General features: G+C 41.8%; 23 protein-coding genes. 13 read left to right on the top strand and 10 right to left on the bottom strand.

The annotated features are described in order from the left end of the window. Nucleotides 1–40: 40 nt before the first annotated feature. From SOO65_RS08860 to SOO65_RS08850, 3 genes are read left to right on the top strand one after another with little or no spacing between them, the layout of a single operon-like run. A complete protein-coding gene (locus SOO65_RS08860; RefSeq protein ID WP_407676992.1) occupies nt 41–592 on the top strand; it encodes a CHAD domain-containing protein in 552 nt (183 codons plus the stop codon). Between the two features lie 24 nt (nt 593–616). After that, on the top strand, nt 617–1510 hold the full coding sequence (locus SOO65_RS08855) for a hypothetical protein (RefSeq protein WP_321399480.1): 894 nt from the start codon (nt 617–619) through the stop codon (nt 1508–1510). 44 nt (nt 1511–1554) lie between these two features. Beyond that, a complete protein-coding gene (locus SOO65_RS08850; protein WP_321399477.1) occupies nt 1555–2475 on the top strand; it encodes a CorA family divalent cation transporter in 921 nt (306 codons plus the stop codon). On the opposite strand, the gene SOO65_RS08845 is transcribed toward SOO65_RS08850, so the two are convergent. Together SOO65_RS08845 and SOO65_RS08840 are read right to left on the bottom strand one after the other, a co-directional pair. Then, nucleotides 2469–3812 (bottom strand): sensor histidine kinase, encoded by a 1344-nt coding sequence (locus SOO65_RS08845; protein WP_321399475.1) that lies wholly within the window; start codon nt 3810–3812, stop codon nt 2469–2471. The genes SOO65_RS08850 and SOO65_RS08845 overlap by 7 nt on opposite strands. Nucleotides 3813–3851: 39 nt before the next feature. After that, complete coding sequence (locus SOO65_RS08840) at nt 3852–4250, bottom strand: BON domain-containing protein (protein ID WP_321399473.1); 399 nt, start codon at nt 4248–4250, stop codon at nt 3852–3854. Nucleotides 4251–4393: 143 nt separating this feature from the next. Here SOO65_RS08840 and SOO65_RS08835 point away from each other — a divergent pair, with 143 nt between their 5' ends. Then, nucleotides 4394–4780 carry a hypothetical protein gene (locus tag SOO65_RS08835; protein WP_321399471.1) on the top strand — a complete coding sequence of 129 codons (387 nt, stop codon included), beginning with the start codon at nt 4394–4396 and terminating at the stop codon, nt 4778–4780. Here SOO65_RS08835 and SOO65_RS08830 read toward each other — a convergent pair. Further along, nucleotides 4777–6291: a phospholipase D family protein gene (locus SOO65_RS08830; RefSeq protein ID WP_321399469.1), complete on the bottom strand. Its 1515-nt coding sequence runs from the start codon at nt 6289–6291 to the stop codon at nt 4777–4779. The two genes, SOO65_RS08835 and SOO65_RS08830, sit on opposite strands and share 4 nt — an antisense overlap. A gap of 66 nt (nt 6292–6357) precedes the next feature. Here SOO65_RS08830 and SOO65_RS08825 point away from each other — a divergent pair, with 66 nt between their 5' ends. Both SOO65_RS08825 and SOO65_RS08820 read left to right on the top strand, forming a co-directional pair. After that, complete coding sequence (locus tag SOO65_RS08825; RefSeq protein ID WP_321399467.1) at nt 6358–6789, top strand: hypothetical protein; 432 nt, start codon at nt 6358–6360, stop codon at nt 6787–6789. Beyond that, nucleotides 6786–7106, top strand: coding sequence for a hypothetical protein (locus SOO65_RS08820; RefSeq protein WP_321399464.1), 321 nt, complete (start codon nt 6786–6788; stop codon nt 7104–7106). The genes SOO65_RS08825 and SOO65_RS08820 overlap by 4 nt, the downstream gene beginning before the upstream one ends. A gap of 34 nt (nt 7107–7140) precedes the next feature. Here the strand turns inward: SOO65_RS08820 and SOO65_RS08815 are convergent, their stop codons facing one another. Together SOO65_RS08815 and SOO65_RS08810 are read right to left on the bottom strand one after the other, a co-directional pair. Beyond that, on the bottom strand, nt 7141–7785 hold the full coding sequence (locus SOO65_RS08815; RefSeq protein ID WP_321399462.1) for a hypothetical protein: 645 nt from the start codon (nt 7783–7785) through the stop codon (nt 7141–7143). Nucleotides 7786–8061: 276 nt separating this feature from the next. Then, complete coding sequence (locus tag SOO65_RS08810; RefSeq protein ID WP_321399460.1) at nt 8062–8961, bottom strand: EamA family transporter; 900 nt, start codon at nt 8959–8961, stop codon at nt 8062–8064. Nucleotides 8962–9048: 87 nt separating this feature from the next. Here SOO65_RS08810 and SOO65_RS08805 point away from each other — a divergent pair, with 87 nt between their 5' ends. Then, nucleotides 9049–10449 (top strand): aminotransferase-like domain-containing protein, encoded by a 1401-nt coding sequence (locus tag SOO65_RS08805; protein ID WP_321399458.1) that lies wholly within the window; start codon nt 9049–9051, stop codon nt 10447–10449. A gap of 335 nt (nt 10450–10784) precedes the next feature. After that, entirely contained in the window at nt 10785–11168 is a 384-nt protein-coding gene (locus SOO65_RS08800; protein ID WP_321399457.1) for a response regulator transcription factor, read from the top strand. Here SOO65_RS08800 and SOO65_RS08795 read toward each other — a convergent pair. Both SOO65_RS08795 and SOO65_RS08790 read right to left on the bottom strand, forming a co-directional pair. Next, nucleotides 11140–11979, bottom strand: a complete 840-nt coding sequence (locus SOO65_RS08795; RefSeq protein WP_321399454.1) for a methyltransferase domain-containing protein — start codon at nt 11977–11979, stop codon at nt 11140–11142. The two genes, SOO65_RS08800 and SOO65_RS08795, sit on opposite strands and share 29 nt — an antisense overlap. Before the next feature lie 49 nt (nt 11980–12028). Beyond that, the gene (locus SOO65_RS08790) at nt 12029–12922 is read right to left on the bottom strand and encodes a LysR family transcriptional regulator (RefSeq protein WP_321399453.1); all 894 of its coding nucleotides are present in this window, start codon (nt 12920–12922) and stop codon (nt 12029–12031) included. A 104-nt stretch (nt 12923–13026) separates the two neighbouring features. Here SOO65_RS08790 and SOO65_RS08785 point away from each other — a divergent pair, with 104 nt between their 5' ends. After that, nucleotides 13027–13581 (top strand): YceI family protein, encoded by a 555-nt coding sequence (locus SOO65_RS08785; protein WP_321399451.1) that lies wholly within the window; start codon nt 13027–13029, stop codon nt 13579–13581. Next, entirely contained in the window at nt 13578–14366 is a 789-nt protein-coding gene (locus tag SOO65_RS08780) for a hypothetical protein (protein ID WP_321399449.1), read from the top strand. The genes SOO65_RS08785 and SOO65_RS08780 overlap by 4 nt, the downstream gene beginning before the upstream one ends. Here the strand turns inward: SOO65_RS08780 and SOO65_RS08775 are convergent. After that, nucleotides 14363–15394, bottom strand: coding sequence for a synaptic vesicle VAT-1 family membrane protein (locus tag SOO65_RS08775; protein ID WP_321399448.1), 1032 nt, complete (start codon nt 15392–15394; stop codon nt 14363–14365). The genes SOO65_RS08780 and SOO65_RS08775 overlap by 4 nt on opposite strands. 159 nt (nt 15395–15553) lie before the next feature. Here SOO65_RS08775 and SOO65_RS08770 point away from each other — a divergent pair, with 159 nt between their 5' ends. Both SOO65_RS08770 and SOO65_RS08765 read left to right on the top strand, forming a co-directional pair. Next, entirely contained in the window at nt 15554–16213 is a 660-nt protein-coding gene (locus tag SOO65_RS08770) for a hypothetical protein (RefSeq protein WP_321399446.1), read from the top strand. 120 nt (nt 16214–16333) lie between these two features. Next, entirely contained in the window at nt 16334–17026 is a 693-nt protein-coding gene (locus tag SOO65_RS08765) for a hypothetical protein (protein ID WP_321399444.1), read from the top strand. Here the strand turns inward: SOO65_RS08765 and SOO65_RS08760 are convergent. After that, nucleotides 17023–17634 (bottom strand): DUF938 domain-containing protein, encoded by a 612-nt coding sequence (locus tag SOO65_RS08760; RefSeq protein WP_321399443.1) that lies wholly within the window; start codon nt 17632–17634, stop codon nt 17023–17025. The two genes, SOO65_RS08765 and SOO65_RS08760, sit on opposite strands and share 4 nt — an antisense overlap. A 2-nt stretch (nt 17635–17636) precedes the next feature. Beyond that, nucleotides 17637–18143, bottom strand: coding sequence for a DUF1993 domain-containing protein (locus SOO65_RS08755; protein WP_321399441.1), 507 nt, complete (start codon nt 18141–18143; stop codon nt 17637–17639). Between the two features lie 138 nt (nt 18144–18281). On the opposite strand from SOO65_RS08755, the gene SOO65_RS08750 reads away from it, so the two are divergent. Beyond that, nucleotides 18282–19355 carry a serine hydrolase domain-containing protein gene (locus SOO65_RS08750; RefSeq protein WP_321399439.1) on the top strand — a complete coding sequence of 358 codons (1074 nt, stop codon included), beginning with the start codon at nt 18282–18284 and terminating at the stop codon, nt 19353–19355. Nucleotides 19356–19370: the final 15 nt, after the last annotated feature.

Genomic DNA, 19370 nt, shown 5'->3' with positions numbered 1-19370 from the left:
AAGAAAAAGAGTCCATGATTTACGAGTATCCATTCGAAAGATGAGAAGCATTGTAGATAATGAGATCTTCAAAAAATTAGGCAAGACCTTGGGTAAAGTTCGCGATCTGGATGTGGCCATCAGAAACGCCAAGGCCTACAACCTGGACAATAAAAAACTCAAAAAAGAAAGAAAGCATCTTCGTAAAAAAGTAAAAAAATCCCTTAAACCTTCAAAGCTCCACAAGCTGAACATCAAAGTCAGATCAGCGACCAATGAAGTGAATCAAAATCCCAATGTACCGGCCAGAGCTCAGGAAATGATTAAGCGGCTTCATGAATGGGAGCACCCCCTTGATAATGATGATCTCCATTCATTTCGAAAAACCATTAAGGAAGTTCGTTATCTTTTAGAGGCAACAGGTCAGAAGACAGATTATTTAATAAACTTGCAGGACCATCTGGGAAAAGTTCATGACCTGGCAGTGTTTGCAAGAATTTATGAGAAAAATCCAACTATTGAAAAAGAAAGAGAAGTTCAGATTGAAGAGTCAAAAAAACTCGCTAATCCGGCGATCAAACGAGCACTGGCCGAGCTTCGTGCTTTGACTTAAAGATCAACTGTTCTAGCATGAAGTATGAAAACTTTTATTCTACTTCTTGCAGTCTCGACTTCCGCTCTTGCTAACAACGTTGCTCCTTTTATAGAGGGGCTTAAAGCAGATCTACTCCTTTCAAAAACATCCAGGGCGCAAGAACTTCATCATCATGTCAGGATCAGACCCTTTGGTCCTCTAGGGCAAGTGATGAGTCCGGATGCAGTGGCCACTTATAATGGAAATCTCAATCTCATCAATCTTGATAAAGCACTTTTAAATGGTTCAAGTATTAAAGATGCCTGTGAGATCAGAGGACCACAGTACGCGACTTACAAAAACTCAACCATCTTTCATGAGTTGGGTCATGCAGAAATTGATGTTTTCATAGAGGAAAAAGAAACAACCATCGATGAAGAGTTAGTAAGCTTCTATGAAAGTACTCTCAAACCTTTTTATAAAAAGAACTTTCCCGGCTTTAATCCCCATACGGTCTTCCATGAACACTTCTCTTACTACCGTTCCGACTTCGTGGACTTCTTTTACAATGAAGTTGATAAGATCTTCATGCTAAATGGTTACAACAAAATGAAGAACAGCTGCTTTCTGACGGCACAACTTAAAAAGCAATTGGCAGAGGGCGTGAGTCTGGAAGAATTTGTAGGACTATTAGGAAATGCGCAAGAAGCTTTTCAAACTGAAATCGCTCCTCAATATGTGTTTGTGAAAGGAAAAGATATTGATCTCTTCAAAGCTCCCAATCATGAGAGCATTTTAAAAGAAACCTATCGTCTCTTCTGGAACTATCACTTGAACTTCTATGGCCAGGCCTATAATCAAAAAGAACTTGTAAAAAGACTTTCTGGTACAACCGTGGCGAGAACCATTGAGGCCTGCCGCAAAAAGTTCTGGCAAGACTTCCACGTTAGTAATTAAGTCAGTAAATTGTCTTTTGTCCCAAGTGATGTTTCAATGGGGACATGATCACGGAAAACGTTGTTATCAAACGTCATTACTCCTGGATCGATATTGAACGACCGCTCAAGGTCGACTATGAATTCCTGAAAGAGGAATTTAAACTTCCTCAGCTATTGGTCCAAGACTGTATTAAACCCGGACATTTACCCAAGTATGAACATATGGAAGAAGGCCACTTCCTCCTGAGTCGCGCCTTTGATCCGGCTTCTGATATGGATGACATCACGGTTCCCGGACTCACAAATAAGCTGGGTATTTTCATCATGAAAGAGCGAATCATAACTGTGCATAATGTTGAGCTCAACTTCTTACGAAAATTTGCAGACCTCAATCGCGATAATTTTCCTGACACTCTTCCAGGCATGGCCCATCAGATGATGAGAGCGATTATTTTGACCTATGAAGAGCCGATCATGAAACTTCAGAACAACTATGAGGATTTTGAGCACGAGGTTTTATCGCGATCTACGGAATTTCTAAGTACTAACCGCGTGTATCATTTTCGGCGCCAGATATTCGTCTTAAAGAGTATGTTAAAACAGAATCAAATAGCCCTGTTCCATTGTAAGGAATTCTGGGGCACTCATAATTCCCTCTTACAAGATTTAAGAGAAGATATTGATCAAATGTATTTCCGTCTGGATGATCTTTCTCATAACTTCGATCAGCTCTTTGCTTTGTATCTATCAATTAATGAACAAAGAAGTAATGAGGTCATGAAGGTCCTCACGATCTTCGCGACAATTCTCCTGCCTTTGACTTTTATCTCATCTTTTTACGGAATGAACTTCGAGCATTTACCAGGAATTCATACCACATTCGGATTAGGTGCAACCATCCTTCTCATGGTCTTTTTCACTTTCATTGCCATTTGGTACTTCAACCGTCGAGGCTGGTTTAAGCCGAGAGCAAAATCTTACTGATACATTCTATTCTGCAGGTTTTCTTCTGACTCAACTTGCGGGAGTCGGATTTTAAAGGCGGTGTTTTCATCGTCCTTCACATAGTTAAATGTGCCCCCATGCTTTTCCACAATATCTTTGGCGAGAACTAACCTAATACCGCTATCAACATTTTCTTTGGTCGAGAGGAAGGGCAATGAAAGCATGTTCTCCACTTCTATATCTTCACCGGTACTTGAGTCTCGAATCACTATCTCTACTGAATTCCCTCGGCTGCGACAGTTGATATCGATCCACTTCTCATCCAGTTGGTCAATACTCTCCACCGAGTTATTGATAAGAGTAAGAAACACCTGCTCAAGTTGGATACGGTGACCTTTTACAAGCTTCCCTCCTAATCCGTTAGTAGTGACATTCACATTGTGGTTTTTTAATCGTTGCCCATAAAGCATTAAGACATGATCAATGACTTCTGAGACACTCAGGACCTCATCAAAATCATGGGGATAAATAAACTCACGAAGTCCACGCACACTTCGCGAAATCCGATTGGTTGAATTTAGGATCACCCGAAGACCTTTTTCATCATCGTCCGAGTGTTTTCTTCGAAGAAGTTGCTCGATCTTAGCGTTGATAATCGTGAGAGCATTATTGATTTCGTGGGTCACACCGGCCGAGAGAATTTTGTATTCAGAAAAAATCGAGTGACTAAATAACTGCTTGTTCCGAACATGGAGAACTTCCTCAAGAAACCTTTCCTGTTTCTCAAAAACAAGTTCCGCGTAGAGTGGGTACAATGAAACACTGAAAAGGAGCAGCAAGAAGCCATCGACCCAGACTCCAAGCTCTCTTACATCGGTATCCGTGACCCAAAGGGGAAAGGTCATTCGCGAAAGAAAATAGCCCAAAATTAACAGTGAGGTCCAATAATGAAGTAAACCGAAGTTAGATCGCTCAGGTCGAAGGTAGGCCTCTAAAATGAAAGAAATACCAATAAGACCGACCACAACCGCAAAGGGAGAGATGGCCACAGGTAATTCTGAGCCTAAGCTTCCTAAACCCAAAGATATGATGGCACCTGCACCAAGTGCTATGAGATGAAATCTTTTAAAACAATTGGTTCCCGTCATATCCGTCATGACAAGAGTCGCAGTTCGGACTGTCCACACCCAAGGAATCACACTGTAAACACCAAAGAAAAATGAGGCGCCAACCACTGATATCATGGAGGCGTAAAACTCTCCTAAATGTAGGAATTCATCTTTTTTGGTTTGATAGTATTTGATGAAGGCCAATCCCATAGAAAGGATGGAAGGGATCAGGGCAGTTAAAAACAAGAACGAGAGACTTGTTTTCATAGAATGATTTTAAAGGAAGTTGCCCTACTTGAAAATTAACTAAGAAGGTTGCTCCACAATGAGTTTATTTTCCACGCGCCAAACACCAGGCAGCATGGTGACGACCCGTTCTGCATTTTTTTTTGCTTCCTCTGAACGAACCTTTCCATTCAACTGAACATTGCCATTCAAAACGATTACAACGATAAGAGACGCATCGACACATTTATTCTCATATAGTTTTCTCATGATTTCCCAATGAAGTTCGTCATCTGGTTTTTTTAAACCATCTTCATGATCAAAGAGTGAATCTCGTCTTTCATAGCTCCAACTCGATCCAGGAAATGGGCTCCCAAGTGGAGTGTGAGTTTCGATGTTTTCATGAAGATATGAAAACCAATCCTGGTCCTCATTATCATCATAATCAATTTTATTTTTCTTCTTTGGGATGATCTCCATTCATTCATTTTATTGGCCAGGATCTGAGTGACAATAAACTGAGCAAATGGCCCATCAAATCTTTAGTTTAAGTTAAATGGTGGCACCGTGCACAGAGAGTTATGTTTGTTCGCACAACAAAAAACCAAACAAGTGGGGACAACGTGAAATTCTTTATCAGCACTCTTTTTGTTCTTTTTTCCATGAATAACCTTTATGCAGGCACAAATATGAAAGTTGAAGGAACGTGCACGGGACAACTAAAGAATGGTCAACCGGTTAGCATTTCATATTATTCTGACTTTGATGGTTGTAAGGCAAAAAGTAATGGGGCCATTAGCTTTAATGGAGAAGAGAATTCAGGTCTACGAACAGGAGAACGTTCTTTTAAAAATGATAAAGATTTATACGACTTTGATGATGTGAAACTAGTTTTTGCGAACTCAACCGGGAACACAACAGGTTCACTAACCTACTCAGATGAGAACAATCAAACTCAGCATGTAGAATTGCAATGTGAAGTTCGCGACTATGAATATATGGATTGTTAAAGCAGTTTTTCAGGCACAAAAATGGCGGAGAGGTTCGCCTTGAACCTCTTCCACCAGGTTGTTTCAGGCTCTTTATCGTATTTTATCTTTTTATCATCTTTTAAAGCTTCCCATCGTAAATCATCGCCTTTCAATATCACACGGTAGGCATCTTCTTTCACAATCGTTTTCACTTTTTGAGAAATGTCCCTGGCCATTTCAGGGCTATCCACCACAATTCCCATTTCGGTATTTAAATTCTTAGACCGGGGATCCAGGTTCATTGATCCTACGACGACTTTCTTCTGATCAAAGACAATCAGTTTCCCATGAAGCCCGGAAGTCGCACTTGACCCAATAGACGATTTGTCTTTTTCCTGTCGATTAGATCGAGGCATGAGTTCATAGAGATGGACGCCTTTTTTAATTAGAGGCCTTCGGTATTTCCGATATCCTGAGAAGACTGTCGTCACATCGTTTGAGGCCAAAGAATTTGTAAGGACCCAAGTATCAACTTCTTTCCTTCTAAGTTCTTTAAAGGTCTTCATCCCTTTTTTCCCAGGCACAAAATAAGGCGAAATAAGAATTAATTCTTTATTGGCCGCATTTAAATTAGTACGAAGATCATCGGCCAATAGCTTGGTCTTCTCATCAGGGTTTAATTTTTCCGGTGAATCATAAAATGCCCGGGCCTTGCCCCAATAGAGCTTAAAGTCTTTATCCAGAAACTTTTCGATGAGATGATGGGACAAAACACGTTCTGCATATTTATCGGTCTTGACCTTCTTTTGATCCAGGATCGATTTCTCATGAAACTTCTCCATATCCTCTTTCGTGATCTTTTCTTGTGAGAGCTGTGCCACGGGGAAGGCCACATCGCTGTTCCAATAGGTATCGAACTCTTCTGATAATTCTTTGACCAGTGGGCCAATCGACCACAGGTCAAAGTCCCCGAAGTTCATATCATCACTGGCCCCAAAATATTCATCCCCAATATTTCGACCACCAAAAATTCCAATTTGGTTATCTGCAATAAAGACCTTATTATGCATACGACGATTTACCTGACTAAAGCGGAAAGCTTCCATCACACGCGCTTTACGGTGAGCAAAGGGATTGGCCAGGCGGACTTCGATAAAAGGATGGGAATCCAGAATGAGGAGTCCTTTATCATGCTTACCTTCATTTAAATCATCTAATAACAACCGAACTCTCACACCGCGATCAGCGGCCGTGAGAATCTGCTTTAAGAGGGCCCGTCCAGTTTCATCATCGTGCCAGATATAATATTGAAGATCTAAAGTACGTTCCGCCTCCAACACCGCAGCAAGCCTTGCCGCCAATGCATCTTCGCCATCTCCCAAAGGATAAAAGCCATTGAGTTCAGGATGCGCGACAAGTTCTTTGTGAATGGATTGATAAATCTTGGTCTTAGGTGAACTATCAAAGCTATAAGTCAGCTCTTTCTTGGAAGGCTCCGGTAGCCTTGCACAGCAACTGATGAATAGGAGAAGCAGTGTTAATGTTCTCACGCTCGAAGTCTAACATTGACTGACAGTATTCTTGAAGGGTGCTGCGCCATCTGTTACGCTTTATGAATGAAAAAACTAATCACTCTCCTATTGTTTGTTTCATTTCAAGTTCATGCCAGTTTCACAGGAAGTTTCTCAGGAAGCGGAACAGCGGTTTTTGCCAGCGGACGCACCCATCATTGTCATGAAATCTATCTGCGCTTAGAAACGATACCGGAACTTTTTCGTTTAAGAGATGGCGGCTATAATTGTGGCGGTCTTTTAAATGCTTCGTTTGATCCCTTCAAGATGATTATTCGTAATGGTAAGCTCTTCAACCTTGATGAAGAACTAGGAACAATCAGTGACCGCGAGATCAAGTACCAGATCTTTGATCCGGCGGATGGCTCGACCTACTTTTTAACTCTCACAAAAACTCAACAGGGCGAGATCCTCTATCATGAACAATGGCATGATGGAGAAAAGATCGCTTTAACCATTAAAGGAACTCTCAAATGAAAACACTTCTTTTAACTGCTCTCTTCGTTAGCTCATCGGCATTTGCGATGGAACTTAAGTGCGAGGCCAAGCACAATGCTGAAACTGTTCTTTCAAACTCAATCTGCCTCAAAGACAAAGCTGTGATCGGTGAAGTGGAAGGCTTTCGTTTCATGGCCAATGCCAAATCACAGAATATAGTTGAGCTCGAAGCTTACAATTCCTATGAACCATCTCGTACATATGCGACAGGAAGTCTGGATAAGGCAGGTGCTTTTGTGGATCTGGCGATCTGGAAGCGTGAATTCTTAATGGAAGTTCGTTGTACACGTCTATAAAAAGAAGGCCCCGTTAGGGGCCTTCTTATCTGATCTATTTCTTTTCAAGATCGTTTAAACGTACTCTTTCGATATTAAACTTCAGAAGAAGACCTGATGTATCCAGAAGGTTCGCGCCCATTTTTTGAATTAGAGCTTCACCGTTATTGAAAATGGCTTCAATTCTAACTGTTGTACCGGCCTTAAGGTTACCAGCATCTACCGCTAGTTTAACTTTTTCTTTTTTCGAAAAACCTTCCATTGATTCAGTTTCACCTGTTACGTCATAAACGCTGGCATTGAACTGATGAACTTGTGGACGGTCTACACCAATGTTTTTGCGAATTTTACCTGACTGACAACCAATGCGAGCAATACCGTTTTCAAACACGCGGTAAACCTGGCAGTGTCTTACGTCATCTTTATCAAAGTTAACCAAAACGAAGTGACCAGTCTTAACACCATTTACTCCGGCGTCGATTTCACGACTAACTTCAGAAAGATTGATTTTTACTTTCTTATGAGTAACGTAGTCAAAATATGTTGCAGTTCCTTCCTGCTCGTTTACGTTATTGAGTTCAACCTGCATCCCAGATGGAATGTGTAGGTATCTCCAGCTGCGGCCAATAAGTTCAGCGTTTGCAGAAAATGAGAAAGCTTGAGCGAATACTAGAGACAGCATTACCAGTGACTTTTTCATGGGATCTCCTGTTGAGTATTTTTAACAAGAGTACCACTTGAAGTATGGAGCACAGTCAGCACGGGAAAGGATTACAAGGGGTGTATAAAGATTAGACAAGGCACTCGACCAATAACCTCACTGCAAGCAGTTTTCCTTTATCTTTCAGGGTCTTATCAGTGAAGAATTCTTCGGGGTTCTTTTATTCACGACCAGTTTCGGTAGGAAATTGCGACCATTAAGAGAAATGCATCTCAAATTTCTGCTTTATCTGCTTTAAGACATCGATCGTTTGGATTATTGCTTTTTATTAACAGGTACTGGTTTCGGGAAAAGCTTATCTCCATAAATCACCATCACCACACTCATCAAAATCAATCCGCCAGCAATTGCCACTTTTAATGTGAATGGTTCTTTTAACCACACTACACCGAATAAAATCGCAAGCATCGGATTCACCAGAGCATAGGTCGAAGTCAGTTCGGTACGAACATTACGAAGTAGGTAACTATAACAAGTATAGGCAAGAATAGTTCCCGCCAGGGCAAGGTAGGCAACACTCAAGATGCCACTGATCGGAAGACTGCCCCAATTCACACTTCTCTCTCCCACGACATTTGAAAGGAAAATAATGAACATCCCACCACTTAATGTCTGAATCGAAGCGCGCGGGAAATAAGGTGCTTTTGATGTTGAGGTTCTGAAGATAAGAGATCCTGTTACCCATGAACAGTTGGCCAGCATCAAGGCCACAATAACTTTCCAGTTACTGGCCTCAGCATCACCCAAAGAAATCAGTGTAATCCCTGTCAGACCAATGGCAAATGCTATGAGTGCACTAATTGTTGGTGCTTTTTTCTCAAATCCCAACCAGTTAAATAGAATAAACATAACCGGAATCGCACCTACAATCAGGGCCGCAATGCCTGAACTAATATATTGTTCCGCCCAGCACACACCAGCGTTACCAAGTGTTAGGAAAAATCCCACCAGCATTTCACGACGAATTTCTTTTCCCGTCATCTCTCTGATGCCTCTTCCCTTTGCAATTAAAAAAAACACCATCCCGGCCAGGGAGAATCTCATGCCAGATAATAAAAATGGTGGGAAAGCATCCAGTCCCCATTTAATGGCGGTAAAGGTCGAGCCCCAAATGATGTAAATTACAGCGAAAGACAGGATAATTCTAATGTTCATGCGACATCCTCTTGATCTTAATAATAAAGAAAATATAAGATCAGAACAGATACAGAATATTTGAATTTCAACCAGAACAGATTTTTTATGCTTTACCAGACAATAGTTGACTTCTTCGTTGAGAATATCGAAAAGGGCTCCATCCTACCGGGTGAAAAGCTTCCATCCCTGCGAAAGATCTCAGATCAGTTTGACGTTTCTCTTTCAACCGCAGTTGAGGCCTATCGAAAATTAGAACTCTTTGGTTATGTCTCCGCCAAAGACCGTAGTGGTTATTCTGCTCGTCTTCCCTCTCAAGGTGAGAATATTCTTAGACCTTCAGAGAAGTTTCGTTCAAAAATCAGTGAGATCGATCATATCGATGAAATCATCGAACTCATTAATCAAACCATGGATTCTGAAACGGCACCCTTTGGTGTAGGTACTCCCGCTCTAGAAAAGTTCCCAACTCGCATGGTGAATAAGTACATGGTTCAAACCATTAAGCACCAACCGCATTCAACTGGTGCTTACATTTTCGGCATGGGTCTTGAGGATCTTCGCCAGGAACTTTCCCGCTGGATGAGACCTTGGATTGGAGTGACTTCTCATAAAGACATTCTTGTCACTAATGGATGCCTTGAGGCGATAAACATCGCTCTTGCTTCAGAGTGTGACGCCGGAGACATCGTGGCAATTGAGTCCCCTTGTTATTTCGGACTTCTGCACGCCATTCACCACCATGGTCTCAAGGCTTTAGAAGTTAAAACTGATCCGACTGAAGGACTAGATCCAGAAGCGCTGGAAACGCTGGCCAAGAACAATAAAATCAAGGCCCTCATCTCGACTCCCAATGCTCAGAATCCTTTGGGTTTCACCATGAGTGATGAAAGGAAGAAACAAATCCTCGCTATCTGTCACAAATATAAAATTCGACTGATTGAAGATGATCTATATGGAGAACTTTCATTTGAGAAGAAGCGTCCTAAGAGCTACAAATATTTTGATAAAGAAGGGATCGTTACCCACTGTTCATCATTTTCAAAGTTTTTGGGACCTGGACTTAGAATTGGTTGGTGTATTCCCGCGCAGAACTCTGATCGTTATATTCGCCAGAAACTTAGTCTTAATCTCTCCACCTCTACTCTCACTCAATATGTCGTCAGTAGCATTTTAAGAAATGAAGATCTTTTAAAAGTGGGACAGAATCTAGGTAACCATTACCAACAAAACATTCAAATCTATTCCAATGTCATCAATTCTCAACTAGGACAGAAGGCCTGTCTCTCGGATCCAACCGGTTCTTATTTCCTCTGGGTAAGAGTTGAAGGTTTAAATTCTCTGGAAGCTTTTCAAAAGGCCAAGCGTCAGAAAATTTCTTTCACCCCTGGCCCATTATTTTCGGCCACACGGCAGTATCAGAATTATCTTCGCGTGAATTGCGCGCATGAATTTAATGAAAAAAGAAATCAGGAATTAATTAGACTTTGTAAAATTCTTGGGGGATAAGCACCACCACAAAGGGTGGTGCTTTAAAGTGCTACTCTTCAACACTGCCTTCTTGCTGCTTGTTTCTGATTTTTTCTTTCTTACGTTCCTGACGTTCTTTAATCGAAAGTTTCTTTTTACCTTTGTCTTGTCCCTTTGACATAGAACACTCCTTTGTCGTTTTAGGGGTCGAAAAGTTATAACAAGAACCCGGATGAAAGACACATCCAGAAGCAATGGATGTTCCGCTCCAATTCTTGAAAAAGTATGGAATCAATTTTCACGATTTTTCTACCGTCTATAAGGCCAGGCGCATCTGTGAGATGATGCATTCACGAAACAACATGGAGAATGTTATGGAGAACGTTTTAATCGTAGCGGAAAACGAGGAATTAGCAGAAATCCTCGTTAATTATTTAAACTCGAATAATTTTAATGCTCATGCCGCTTCATGTTTGATAGATGCGCAAGAGAAATTAAGAGAGACTCAATACGATCTGGTCATCGCTGACCTGCCCTCAATGAAAACTCCGGATCTGGAGCTGTGCCATAGAATTCGTTCAGTGGATCAGAATTTGCCTTTGCTATTCATGTGCGACATTGAAGGGAACTTCTTCACCGGATTTCACCTGCAATTTGTTGAGTACATTATTAAACCATTCCGCAAGGACGAGTTTAATCGGAAAATTCGCACATTAATGGGTGATTCGATTAAGAAGCAGATCGTGGTACCTGCATAACAAAAAGCCCGTATTTGAAAGCACCTGTTCGATATCCCATGAGGATCCTCGGAACGGTCAGAGCAAAACGGCGCTCGCGATGATCACGATTGAAGAAATATTTTAGTCCTTTGGACTCTTTTAATAGTTTGAGAACTTCTTTGGAACTGATGAGCCAGGTTTTCCAAACCTTTTGGCTTAAGTCAGTATCTTCAAGAAGCTCCATGCCGCTATCTTGGATGAGCGTAAGAACTTCGGATCTGGAACAAAGTGATGGTAAGCGGCCTTCCTCGCAGATTGGCCCAAGGAGATGCCTTCTCTCCCAAACGGAAGGCTTTTCTCTCGAAAGCCAGGCAGTCATCACAAACTTCCCACCAGGTTTTAAGACTCGACGGACTTGTTCAAAATAGCGGCTCTTATCTTTGATGTGGGAAAAACACTCAATAGAATAGGCCCCGTTAAACTCTCCATCCTGAAAACGATTCTGAATAAAATCTCCCAGGAAAAACCGAGCACCTTCCTGAGGATGAGCGGCCGCATATTCAAATTGTTTGCGCGAAACGGTGATACCACTTACTTCACTGGCCCCCATAGCAAGGGACAATCTCGCGGTCTCTCCATAACCACAACCAATGTCCAAGAGTTTTGAGTGTGGTTCAAAGTAAGACAGCACCTTAAGTGATAATTCAATCACTGCCTCTTCTTTGGAAATCCCTTCCTTCTCCCAAAGACCATGATGAAGATGAACACCCCAATGGTCCCGATAGAACTCATCGAGTTCGTCGTAGTGATGGGAAACGGAACTGACCTGAATAGAAAAGTTCTCAATCATAGTGCCTGAGCTTCCTATGATCGAGAGACTCCCTCAAGACTGGGTGCTTTTAGAAATATTTTGCGAGTTTTAAAATCAGAAAATCACTGAGCTTTCTGATTTTTCGCGGAACTTCTTTTTGATGAGGAATAAGAATCTGAATCGGCACAGAATCAATTTTCCAGTCTTTGTAGACCTGAATTAACTCGCCTCGGTTGATGTGTTCAGTCACCAGAAATTTAGGAATTAAGGCCACTCCATGTCCGCCCAAGGCCATGGTTCTTAAAATAAAGTGGTTATTACTCATGAAGTTAGTACTTGGGATGAGCTCCTTCATTTCCTGGCCCTTGTGAATCTTCACATTTCCTTTAACTCCAGAAATGGCCGCAGATAAAAACGGGATCTTATCCAGTTCATTGATCTTTTTAAAAGGATGCTTGCGGAAGAGATCACTACTTACCACAAAGACTCTTTCCACTTCTCCTACTTTTCGAACGAGCATGGAACTATCTTTGATCTTCCCGATTCGAACTGCGAGATCAATCGCATCTTTCACGAGATCCACATACTGATTACTAGCGTGAATCATAAGTTGAACTTTTGGATGCTCTTGAGCGAACTCCAGACCAAAGCCACCGATGAGTTCAGAGCCAAGATCCTCTGGAACCGTGACCTTAATGAGACCACTTACTTCCTCAGAATCAACTCCAACTTCATCCAGAGAATTATAAAGCCCAGTGAGGGCCGGATTGGTCTTTTCAAAAAGGTCCTTCCCCGCTTCCGTGAGCTTGAACTGTCGAGTCGTACGATAAATGAGTTGCACACCTAAATCCCTCTCCAGGGCCAGAATATTCCGGCTCACACGAGATTTCGGCTGCTTCAAGAGTGCAGCCGCCTTCGAGAAGCTCCCGCTAGTCACGACTTTATTGAAGACTCTAAGCTGATTGAGATCGATATTTTCCATACTTCCTCACTGTCCTATTATTGCAACAAAGTTTCCGGGTTTTGTCTACTATTGAAACAGAGCGTTTTGGGCGAAACTGGTTTCAGAACAAAGCCGGGGGCGGTATGAAACAATTCATTTTAACAACATTCTTTAGTCTCATCCTTATGAACGGAGCTGTTGCCAGGAATTATTCTGCCGGCACTTACAAAATTGACTCCGAATCATCCAAAGTTGGCCTCGAAGTTACCCACCTTATGATTTCCACCGCTCACGGCAGTTTTACTCACATTGATGGAATCATTGATCTCAAAGAAAACTTTGAAGACTCAAAGGTATATGTCCTGATTGATTTTCTGGACGCGGAAAGAAACTCACAAATTGAATTCATAAGCACAAATATTTCTGGAACACTCGCTAGTTTCAACCTGACAGGCCTCCTGACCATTAAAGGAGTAACCCAAAAAGTAACATTTAAAAGCCACTACCTTGGTGTGGTGGCGGATGGTTACGGCAATGATAAGGCGGCCTTTATCGGGCAGACAAAAATTAAGCGCAGTGATTTTGGAGAAGAATCGGATGGGGATGATGAAGTGAAGATTGATCTCCGTATTCTTGCTAATCGTCCCAATAAAGAAACCGCCTCGGTCTTTAATGAAGTTCAGGAGATCATTCGATGAACACCTTCATTAAAATTTTAATCTTCATCGGGATTGTGGTCCTTATGAGTTGTGCGAATGCTCAGGACTTCAACTACGACAAGACCTACACCCATGACAATACTTTCTGTCGAGTAGATGGAAAGCGCATCGAGATCGAAGTTAAAAGCCTGTATCAATATACAGCTCTAGATGAGGCCGAATATGGTGAAGACCTATTTGTGATCGCTGATGGTAACAAGACCCAGCTTAAATTCAATTCAGACAACATTGGTCGCTATCGTCTTCTTAAAGGGACCAACGATTATTGTACCAAGGCGCTTTCCATTCGTTTAAATGAATCAGAACTCGCCTTGTTCTTTCTAAGAGACAATCGACCCTTTAATGATCAGCTCCTGTATATGGTTTATGACTTCAAAAAGAACATCGTCCTAAGAACTTCTGAGACGATCTTTTTGACTGAAAAGGCCCAAGTAAAGAACAATCGTCTCCATTTTCTTTCAAAACCTGAAGTGATTGAAAAAGACAGTGGCATTGTTCAGATTGAAGGAAAACCATATTACTTCTCGGAGAAGGCCTTCCTTCCTTGGGTGAATTTCAACGGAGTTGATTTTATTCTTGATCTGGAAAGAAGCTTTGAGGACTTTGAAGGAAAGAAGTTCTTCAAAGATCTGAATAGTTTTGTTCAGTTCTCAACTCTCAATCAATTAAAGCTGAATCAATTCACCACTTATAAAATTGCCGTGAATCATGAATTAAAACGCACTTGTATTAGCTTTGATGAAAATGTCTGGAAATGTAACTAAGGAATAAGGATCAGCTTCCCTACCGTCTTCCCAGATTCCAGATCTCGGTGCGCGTCCCCGACCTTCTCCAAAGCATAGGTCGTGACTTTGGGAACTCTGAGTTTCCCTTCCGCAAACCATTTCATAAGATCCGTGAAGGCCTCATTAAAGAGATCTTTCCGAGAAAACAAAAACGACAAATTAAACGCCAGAATACTTTTATTTTCAGAGGTCATATTGATGGGATTAAATCGAGGTGCCCGTAAATAATCCACAATGAGCTTCGGCCAGTTCACTTTGCCACCGGTCTTAGGCAACATAGTATGAGCACCGTAAGCAAAGAGCTTCCCGCAAGGAGCGAGATGATTATAACTCTCCTGAAGAGTTTCCAGGCCATTAGCATCAAAGGCCAGATCCACCCCATACGGAGCATACACCTCGACCTTCTTCCATAAATCCTCGCTGGATTTATCAATGATGTGATCACAACCCAGATCTTTTAACGTCTGAACTTTGTGAGAAGACCCAACTACTCCAATGGAAGTGATGCCCGCGATCTTACATAACTGCACTAACGAACTTCCCACTCCCCCAGCAGCGGAATGAATGAGTGCAATCATTCCCGGACGAATCACCACATTCTGAAAAAGAGCATGATAAGCAGTCATAAAAACCGCCGGGATAGCGGCCGCTTCCTCGAAGCTCATATTCTCTGGTAAATGAAACAGCTGATGCTCAGGAACTAATACTTCTGAGGCATAGGCATTAAAGAGAGTCACTCCAAAGACCTTATCCCCGGCCTTAAATTTCGTGATGTTCTGACCAGTGGCCTTAACTATCCCTGCGAACTCAAAACCCGGCGTAATGGGCCAGCCCACAAACTTCTTGGCCGATTCATACAAGCCCCAGCGGATGGCAATGTCGGCGTAGTTCACTCCGGATGCCCTGACTTCTACAAGAATGGAGTCAGCATTTATTATGAGGTCTGGATGGGTCTCAAACTTTAATTGGGAATAGTCCCCGGCCCTATGAATAACGATCTTTTTCATAGGGTTAGAATAGTTGCGCCTGTGTATTCAATCAAGCTGAGACGTATCAATCTTCATTGTCTAATTTATAAACATCAATAAATAAAAAATTCAAAGCACTTCAATGAGGGACTAAAAATTATTACGATCATAAAAATTTAACCACCCAAAAGGAAACTCATGAAAAAGATCATTGCGAGTTTAATTCTTCTATCTTCTTTACCTGCACTTGCCTGCCTTAATGACGGCAGAATGAAAATATGTCCAGGAGATATGGCCGTAGTGGATTATGCAGATGGTAAGGTTGTTGGAGTAAATCCAGCAAAGAAACAGGTGTCGGTTAACTTTAATTACGGCACAACCAATGTAAGAGGTATAGATACTTATAACATCGATAAAGTTACTGTCAAAAAAGGATGCTACCTCAGCTACTGTGTTGGAGATTCTGCAGTCGTTGACCATGCTGATGGAAAAGTAGTTGGAATTAATCCTGAAACCCAAAAAATTTCAGTTCAATTTGATTATGGAGTATCTGGAGTCAGAGGGATTGGAACTTATGATATTAGTCGTGTATCAATCGGGAAAGGCTGCCTTAATGGATATTGTGTAGGAGACATGGCAGTAGTGGAATATGCAGATGGAGAGATCATCGGTATCAATCCTTGGGCCAACAAAATTTCAATCAACTTCAATCAAGGTTCGACTGCGGTTAGAGGAGTAGATACTTACAATATCGCAAGAGTTTCAGTATCATCACTCTGTGCTGAAATTGATGGAGACAACTCTTTAAGATCTACCAAAGACCACACTGAATTCGTTATTAACTTCAGTAAACAATAATATTCTTATTTCACGTCGCCTAAGCACTCAAACTTAGGCGATGTGACTATCTTTTTGACGGCCCCGGTATCTCTTACAATCTGAATTCCCTCCCACTAAAACTGATATAAAATTTTATTTATGAAAAACCATAAACTAAAAATTCTGTGTCTTTCTACACTATCTCTGGCCGCATTGCTTTTCAGCTTAGGCTCACGTGCTGCTGAACAAGTTAAGATTCCTGAGAATCACTGCGCTCCACGCGTAGATTCAAAGCGCTATGTCGATACACATTTTAGCACGAGCTATCCCCGCACTGTGGTTTTCGAATGTACCTATGATTGTAAAGTAAACGGTCGTCTTATCGACGTTGTGGGAACTAAAAACGTCACTGTTAGAAATATGCAGGAAGATGCAACTGATACTGGCTGCCAAGGTGTTAAAGTAAAAAAAGTATCTTGGGGTTGGGACTTTGATGGTGTTGAGCCATTCTATGCTTATCAAACCCCCATGCCGGAGATGAAACGTTTTGCTTTTGAAAACATCTCCCAGAAAAACGCCACTGAAACAAAACTATTAATTGAATTGAAATCAAATCTTCAGCAAGTAACAGATGCTTATAGAAAAGTTGGTTGGGGTCAGTTTAAAGACGCTTCAGAGGCCATGGATAAAATCATTGCCCAATTACCAGCAAACACAACTCTGCTTGATAAGTACATTAAGCAAATCGTCGATAAGGGCGGTGATGTATCATTGGACGGGACAGGTCAATCCCTAGTGCTGGTGAATATAAAAAGTCAGGCGGCCTGGAGAATCCCAAGCCACCTATTCTAAGATTTTACGAATTTAAGACGGCGATAAACCAGCATTCGGTTATTGGCCGGCATCTCTTGATCCTCCAATAACTCAAAGCCATTTTTCTCCATGTTGTTATTCACATCTTCAAAAGAACGAATCCCACTTAGAGGGTCTCTCGCTTTCAAAGTCTGATCAAACTCGCGGTTACTCTCAGAAGTAAACTCTCCGTTATAGTTAAAGGGACCATAAATCATCGCAAGAGATCCCTCTCGCAAACGGTGCCCCAATAACTTCATGAATGACTTACACTCTTTCCAGTGCATGATATGAAACGTGTTGGCGGTATAAACTACATCAAACTTTAATTTTGGAAAATCATCCTTACCCACATCCAGTTTCACCGGAGGAAGGATGTTCTGAAGCTTGGCCTCTTTAAACCACTGGATCATGCCTGCATGATTCACTTTGAGATCCGAAGGATGCCATTCCATCCAGGGAAATTCACCGGCGAAATAAACCGCATGCTGGCCGGTTCCTGAACCAATCTCTAATAAACGCTTATGCTCATGAGTAATATGCTCTTTCAGGACCCCAAGAATGGGGCCCGCATTTCTTTCACAAGCAGCTGAAAATGGTTTTTCCATAATTACTTCTTAAACGGTAGTTCACCTAGGTAATCTTTCTTACCAACTTCAACACCATTGTGGCGAAGGATTGAGTAAGCAGTTGTTACGTGGAAGTAGATGTTTGGAACAGCATGATGAATCACATACTCTTCACCAGTCAAATACTTACCTTCCCAACGAGGTTGAGAGATGTGTTTTGTCGCAGCATCTTTAAAGTCTGCTGCCGTGATTGTTTTTAAGAATGAGATTGTTTCTGCAATTCTTGTTTTAAGTTCAGGAAGTGTTTTCTCTGAATCATTATGAGTCGGAGCTTCTTTACCAGATAAACGAGCGGCACAAAGCTTTGCCGTATCACAAGCAATCTGAACTTGTTTGATCAGATTGAATTGGTTGGGAGTAAGGCGAGAGTTAAGAAGTACATCCACTTCAAACTTTTTCTCGGTAGCAAGTTGAGCACCTTTATCCAAAATAAGGTCAAGGTTATGTAGCATCTTAATGAATTGCGGAACAGTCATATCAAATAGCATAAAAAGAACTCCTTTTAGTGATCCCTTAAATCTACTCCTGGCCCGAACTCGTGTCACTTTAAAACTCCAAGTGCCGCGGTGAGGTATTGATCATTTTTGCTCTCTATTCTCGAATTTTGTCTCCCCTGAGAATGAGGCATGCGCATTCTCTTCCTCCTTTTGCTTCTCATCTCTTGCGGAAAAAGTTCTTCTGGATCTTCTACCAGTTCTTCTCTTCCCTTGTTGATTGAATTCCAACTTCCCGGTCTTGGCCGCATGACGATTAGAAATGGAGTGACCCAGGAACTTAGTACCCTGGGAGTGAGAAAATATGGTGATCCATCCCCCCTTCTTCCCACGGATAAATTTCATCTAGGCTCTTGCACTAAGGCGATGACAGCGACCCTTGCCGCGATTTTAATCGAGGAAGGTAAGCTCAATTGGACCTCGCCTCTAAAAGAACTTCTTCCTGAGTTTAATCTACATGCTTCTTTTCAAAACATGACCTATGAAACCCTATTGGTTCACCGGGCAGGACTCTCAAGAGTTAAAGACGATTCCTTATTCAGAATGATTCAATCACCTTCTTATACCTCAACCAGTGCCCGAGAACTTATTACCCGCTCTGTCCTCGAAATTGCTCCTGTAACGACTCCGGGTTCGCGTTATGATTACAACAATACGAGCTACATCATCGCTGCCTATATTTTGGAAAAACTCACGGGAGAATCCTGGGAAACTCTCATGCGGGAAAAACTTTTTAATCCCCTTGATATGAAAAGTTGCGGCTTCGGTCCAACTTCACCAGAAAATACCTGGGCCCACAAAGGTCTCACACCTATTCATATTGACAACCCCGAAGGTTATGGGCCGGCAGCAAGAGTTCATTGCTCACTACCAGACTGGGGAAAATTTCTTCAGCAGCATGTTGATGGTTTCAATGGCAGCGACGGAATTGTACACGCTTCAACTTTTTTGAAACTTCACACTCGCGCTGGATCAGATCCTTATACTTATGGTGGATGGCTTCGCTATGAAAGATCCTGGGCCAATGGCCCCGCACTTACTCACGATGGATCTAATACGGTGAACTACGCCAAGGTTTGGCTCGCTCCAAAGCTTAAACTCATTATGGCGACAACTACTAACACAGGCGGAGCTGAAGCACAGAAAGCGACAGAATCAGTCATCTCAGACATGATAAATGGAATGCTGGCCTCCACATTGTTATAACAAATTCTTGTTACA

This window comes from Peredibacter starrii, assembly GCF_034259205.1.
In the GTDB taxonomy this organism is placed as follows: Bacteria; Bdellovibrionota; Bacteriovoracia; order Bacteriovoracales; family Bacteriovoracaceae; genus Peredibacter; species Peredibacter starrii.
This window is presented reverse-complemented; position numbering and strand designations above follow the sequence as displayed.